At 68.7% G+C, this 5,632-nt stretch carries 5 protein-coding genes; 1 reads left to right on the top strand and 4 read right to left on the bottom strand.

Features of this window, described 5'->3' with window-relative positions:
• From VF794_RS10105 to VF794_RS10090, 4 genes are all read right to left on the bottom strand, one after another.
• Positions 1 to 2,276, bottom strand: a 2,276-nt coding sequence (locus VF794_RS10105; protein ID WP_331109171.1) for an FG-GAP-like repeat-containing protein, incomplete at its 3' end; no start/stop codon positions are given.
• Between the two features lie 134 nt (positions 2,277 to 2,410).
• The gene (locus VF794_RS10100) at positions 2,411 to 3,121 is read right to left on the bottom strand and encodes a YIP1 family protein (protein ID WP_331109169.1); all 711 of its coding nucleotides are present in this window, start codon (positions 3,119 to 3,121) and stop codon (positions 2,411 to 2,413) included.
• Positions 3,122 to 3,252: 131 nt separating this feature from the next.
• Positions 3,253 to 4,158: an SPFH domain-containing protein gene (locus VF794_RS10095; RefSeq protein ID WP_331109167.1), complete on the bottom strand. Its 906-nt coding sequence runs from the start codon at positions 4,156 to 4,158 to the stop codon at positions 3,253 to 3,255.
• On the bottom strand, positions 4,155 to 5,183 hold the full coding sequence (locus VF794_RS10090; RefSeq protein WP_331109165.1) for an SPFH domain-containing protein: 1,029 nt from the start codon (positions 5,181 to 5,183) through the stop codon (positions 4,155 to 4,157). The genes VF794_RS10095 and VF794_RS10090 overlap by 4 nt, the downstream gene beginning before the upstream one ends.
• Positions 5,184 to 5,376: 193 nt before the next feature.
• Between VF794_RS10090 and VF794_RS10085 the strand changes: the two genes are divergently transcribed.
• Positions 5,377 to 5,632 (top strand): hypothetical protein (locus VF794_RS10085; RefSeq protein ID WP_331109164.1); only part of this gene is annotated, 256 nt, incomplete at its 3' end.

Genomic DNA, 5,632 nt, shown 5'->3' with positions numbered 1-5,632 from the left:
GTGACGTTCGTCAGTCCCAGCGGGAAGAGGATTCCGGAGGGGTGCGAGCAGGTGAAGGGCGCCGGGCCGCAGTTGTCCCTGGCGGAGACTCCGTACTGGACGACGACGCCCACCCCGGAGCTCGCCGTGACCTCCACCGAGAGCGGGCAGGTGATGACCGGCTTCGTGGTGTCCACCACGGTGACGGAGCCCTCGCACCAGTCGCTCGCCGCACCATCCGAGGCCGTCAGCGTGACGGCGTGGCGGCCCGGGCCAAAGGACGCCGAGGGGGACTCCGAGAGGGAGAGCGGCGCGGGCCCGTTGTCCGGGTCGTAGCTGCCGTCGTCCACGCTGGCGTGACCCCGGCAGGAGGCATCGGCGCTGACGGTGACGTCGCGGCAGAGGGCCACGGGCGGCTGGTTGGGCACCTCGCAGGTGAGGTCCACCGTCGCGGAGGCGGTGTTGTTGTCCTCGCGGCACTCGGCGTCGCGGCCCGCGCCCGTCCCGTCGTCGTCCACCACGGCGAAGACCTCGGTGCTCCCGCCAGGAGCCGGGCTCGGCGAGAGCGTGACGAGGGCGCTGGTGCCCGCGAGGAGGGCCTCGTCGAGGGAGGCCACACCGAGCAGGGCGCCACCCGAGGCCGGGTTGCCCGCGTAGAAGGCCACCTTCAGGCCGGCGGCCACCGGGGCCTCGCCCAGGTTGCCGACGCGCGCACCGAGCGACAGCGTGCCCTCCCCATCGCAGGAGGCCGACACCTCGGAGACCACGAGGTCCGGGGCGGCGTAGGGGCTGGGGCCCTCGCCCAGGTAGCCAGCGACGTTGGCGAGGAAGGTGTTGAGCCTGGGCAGCAGCCAGTGGCTCTTCGGGGAGACGGGGACGGTGCCGTCATCGTTGATGTTCGTCACCGAGTAGGCGTGCTGGTTCCAGATGCGTCGCGTGCTGGCCCAGCCCTCCTTCGCGTCGTGGAACACGCGGATGCCGTGGTGGCCCGGGTAGGCGTGATCGTTCGTGGACACCACGAGCTCCGCGGCGTTGTCCCCGTCCACGTCGGCGATGACGGGGGTCTCGTGCGTGGTCGCCGAGCTGTGACTCGTCTCCCAGCGCAGCGCGCCGGTGGCACCGTCGTAGATGCGGAGCCGGACCTCGTCCGCGTAGACGATCTCCAGCGTGCCGTCGCCCTCGAAGTCGAAGGAGGTGGAGCCGGTACGGCCGGAGCTCCGGTCATGAATGGGGCTCGACCACTTGAGGGAGCCATCGGTCTCGAGGACGGAGTAGGCCCACTCCCCGGGCAGGCCGATCTCCAGCTGGCCATCGCCGTCGAAATCCGCGAGGTGGGGCGTGCCACCATGGCCACCGCCGGGGACCGGGGTATTCCACAGCAGCGAGCAGTCGTCATCGAGCAGGCTCACCTGGCCGTGGCCCGCCACGACGATCTCCCCCTCCGTGTCACCGTCGAAGTTGGCCACCCCCGCCAGACCATGCGGGATGGTCGTGTTGGCACAATGAAGGGAGCCATCGTGCCGGTAGACGGAGCGGCCGTTGACCACCTCCTGGATTCCGTCCTGGTCGAGATCCACCGCGAAGGAGACGGGGCCGGTGTTCTCGGCGCCGCCCATGCCGCCCGAGCCCACCCACTTCAGTGCGCCGGTCCTGTCGTAGACACGGTTGCCATCGAGGATCTCCACGTCACCGTCGCCGTCCAGATCCGCCAGCGAGGGGCCACCCCACTCGTTGTAGTCGTACGCGGCCGGGGCCGAGCGGAACTTGAAGGTGCCATCGTTCTCGAAGCAGAGGATGCCGCGGCCGTTCTCGGGAATGCCGCAGATCTCCACCAGACCATCGCCATCGAGGTCACCGGCGGCGAGGCTGGCGGCGGGCTTCACGCGGGCCGTCGGGTCCGTCACCGCCCACAGCTCACGCCCGTCATCGCCGCTGATGGCCCGGAGCACGCCGTCCGAGCCGTAGTTGGCGCCCGCGAAGGTGCTGAAGACGATGTCCGGGGTGCGGTCCCCGTTCACGTCCACCACCACCGGCGTCATCATCACCTGATGGTGCTGGGGCAACACCGGGCTGCCCGTCCACTCCCATTGAAGCTCCGGCTCGAAGTTGCCCGTGAAGGGCGGCCGCACCTCGCACCGCTCCACGAGAGAGCCGCCCCCTCGCGCCGCCGACTCCGGCTCGGGCGCCACCGTGGTGCCACAAGCCACCGAGGACAGCGCCCCCAGCGCGACGAACAGCCGCCCACGCCGGAACTTCGTCCTCACCCCTCGACGCTGGATACCGCTTCTCGGATTCATGTCGCGTCTCCTCTCCTGAAGAAAGCCCCTGACGGGATTTGAGGAGAAGGCCGCGAAATGGATCTTCCACGCCCGAGACACCGCCCCGACGCACGATGGGCCTGGAGTTTATCCGTCCGGGTGTAATGCGTATCTCACTGCGCCGCCGCGCCCACCAGCGCCACGACGCCGAAGATGACCGCCGGGATGGCGCAGCAGCACAGCAACACGAGGGGCATCAGCACCGCCGCCGCCGCGCGCCCGTACGTCGTCTGTTGCACCTTCCCAATGCCCCACGCCTCCAGCACCAGCACGTAGATGCCGGCGAGGGCGTTGATGCACGGCAGGCCCGACAGCAGGGCGGGAGCGTTCGCGTAGCCGTAGACCCGCGCGGTCGCGTTGAAGCCATTCCGCGAGGCGCCGACGAGGAGGCAGAACAGGTGGAGGATCCCCGCGCCGATGAAGAAGAACAGCGGGTAGAGCACCGCGCTCCCCACATGAAAGGCCGCGCTCGCCCCCGCCCCCAGCAGCATCCGTACGACCCGCTCCATCTCGGCCGGAATCTGCCCCTGCGCCTGCGCCATCACCTGATCGAGCTGCGCCTGCTGTCCGGTGCTCTGGAGGAGCGAGATCGGCAGGCTGATGAGCAGGCCGAGGGCGACGGTGACCCACCCGAAGGAGAGGGCATCCCACAGCGTGCCGGTGGGCGAGACGCCGCTCCAGAACTCATCCGGCTTGAAGAGGATGCTCTTCCACGTCTGGAAGTACCCCTGGACGAGGCCCAGTTCCTGACGCCGCTCCCACGGCGTCCTGGACTCACCGCCGGGGAGCGCATCGTACCCCGCCGGGTGGCCGGGCTGGTCCACCCGCTTCCCACAAGTCGGGCAGAACTGGATCGAGATCCCGCTACCCTCGAAGACACTTCCACAGTGCGGACACGTCAGAGTCATTCGCCCAGGCTATCCGATTCCACGTGCCTGTCATCGACTCCGATGACTCACCGGGAAGGCGTCGGCGAGGCCACCAGCAGTTGCGCGAGCAGGTCGCTCTTCTGTCCCTCGGGGATGAGCGTCACCTTGGCGGTGCCCTCCTGGAGTCGCTGGAGTTCCAAGGCCTCGAACCTCGCCGTCGCGACGGTCGGGTCCTGGGAGATCCGCTGGAGCGCCGCGCCGACGATCTCCGGACGCAGGGCCGCCGCCTTGGCGAACGCGATGGCGGCCTGACGCTCGGCGGTGCTGGTGATGATGCTCACCTGGTTGGCGCCGTCCTGGCGGATGGCCGAGGTCACCTGCCGCAGCCGGTTCACCACCTTCTCCTCGATCTGCCGGATCATCCCCACGTCGCGGAAGTGCACCTTGCGGATGTAGACCGAGCCGAGCTGGTAGCCGTAGGCGTGCGACATGGGGGAGACCTCGGTGCGCACCGAGCGGCTCATCCCGTGGCGGCTCTCCATCATGGTGGCCAGCTTCATGTTGGACAGGCAGCGCACGGTGGCGTTGCTCACGTTGGCGGCCAGCGAGCCACGCGGATCCGCGTTCTCGAACAGGTACTTGAGGGGATCCGAGATGATCATCTCGTACCAGATGCCGATCCCCATGGGCGCGCCCTCCTCGGAGTTCACCGCCTGGCTGCGCAGGTATTGCTGATCCAACCGCAGGTCGATCACGTCGCAGCGGCCCGCCCAGTTCACGAAGAACGCCTTCCAGCCGAGCCGGGCCCACAGGAAGTGGAACCCGGGCTCGTCCAGCACGGCCACCACCTTGCCGAGGAGCACGTAGACGCGGCACGTGCGCTCCTCCACGGTGGCGTAGAGGCCGAACAGCCGGCACAGGCCCAGGAAGATGGGCACGCCCACCCCCATCCCGATGAAGCCGAGGACGGCACCGACGAGGAAGCCCATCATGACTTCACCCCCATCACCACATGGCTGGCCTTGGAGAAGAGGCCGAGGCGGATGTTGCGCAGGTAGGCCTCCAGCGCGCCGGGGCCACTCTGGTGGAGCTGGGTGAGCTGCGCGGCCAGGGCGTTCAAGGGCTCCACCTCGGCCAGGGCCTTGAGGGTCTCGATCTCCACGGCCCGGCGCGACTGGACGATCTTCTGGTCCGCCGCGGCCTGCGCGAGGCTGATGTCGGAGGAGACATGGTTGTGCGCGGTGTTGATGGCCGCGAGCGCCGACTCCACCTCCCCCGGCGGATCGATGCCGGTGATGAGCGAGGCCTCCAGGGTGATGCCGTAGCGCGCCATGCTGCCGCGGCACTCGCGGTCCATGTGCTCGTTGAGGTCGCGCAGGTTCTTGCGCAGGTCGTTGATGGAGACGTCGGAGACGACCGTCGCCTCGACGGCCTCCAGGGTGCCGTCGACGACGGGTGGAGGCGGGGCCGAGAAGCTGGCGATGCGCTCGCGCAGGATGGAGATGAAGTAGCCCATCACGTGCGCGATGGGGTTCTTCACCGCGAAGAGGTACGCATAGAGGTTCTGCTCGGAGACGCGGTAGCGCAGCTGCCCGGTCAGCCCGGTGTTGAGCTGGTCCTTGGTGACCGCCTCGAGCACCGTGCCTCCCTGGTTGGCGTCCGGGGACTCGGGGTCATAGGCCATGCTGAGCGTCTGGGTGGCCACCGACACCTTGACCACCCGCTCCCACGGCCACTTGAAGTACGGCCCGCCAGGCTGGATGACCTGGAGCTGGGGGTAGACGTAGCGGTCCTCGTCCGTGCGCGCGAGTCCCTCGCTGATGGGACCCTGCTTCGTCGTGGGATCCCCGACGAGCCGCGCCGCGCGTCCGAAGCGCACCTTCACCGCGCGCTCACTCTGGTCCACGGTGAAGAAGCCGGTGAGCACGCAGCGCACCACGAACCAGCCCACGGCGCCAAAGAGAATGCCCGTGCCCAGACCCGCGGGCCCGAGCCCCAATGCTTGTAGGAAGTCCATCCACCACGCTCCTTGGAAAGGTGTCTCGAACGAGCGGACATCATCCATGGAGTGGTGCCCGCCCGGACTCCCCGTCCGCGCGAACCTGTCTCCGGGAGAACGGCCCGCTGCCTCCAACCGGGAAAACTCCTATAGTTCGCCGTCCGGCATCTGGGGGGCAAGGTGGCTTCGACGCCGCGCGATGGAGTCCAGCATGATGGAGTTTCCGGGCTACGAGCTCCGTAGCCTCTTCCAGACGACGAACAACACCCTGCTGTTCCATGCGGTGCGTCGGACGGATCAACTGCCCGTCATCATCAAGACGCCGCGCGCGCAGCACCCCGGTCCGCGCGAGCGCGCCCGTTACCAGCGCGAGTACACCCTCTTGCAGCGCCTGCAAGGCACGGCCGGAGTGCTCACCGCCCATGGCTTGGAGGTGCACGCGGAGCGACCCCTTCTGGTGCTGGAGG

The sequence above is a fragment of the Archangium sp. genome (assembly GCF_036389735.1).
GTDB lineage: Bacteria > Myxococcota > Myxococcia > Myxococcales > Myxococcaceae > Archangium.
Note: the sequence above shows the minus strand (reverse complement) of the source record. Positions and strands in the feature narration are given on the sequence as shown.

What these genes read in the sequence shown, in the direction of transcription:
- VF794_RS10095 (WP_331109167.1), bottom strand. Translation starts at nt 4,158, where the DNA reads ATGATGGGCTTCCTCGTCGGTGCCGTCCTCGGCTTCATCGGGATGGGG.
- VF794_RS10090 (WP_331109165.1), bottom strand. Translation starts at nt 5,183, where the DNA reads ATGGACTTCCTACAAGCATTGGGGCTCGGGCCCGCGGGTCTGGGCACG.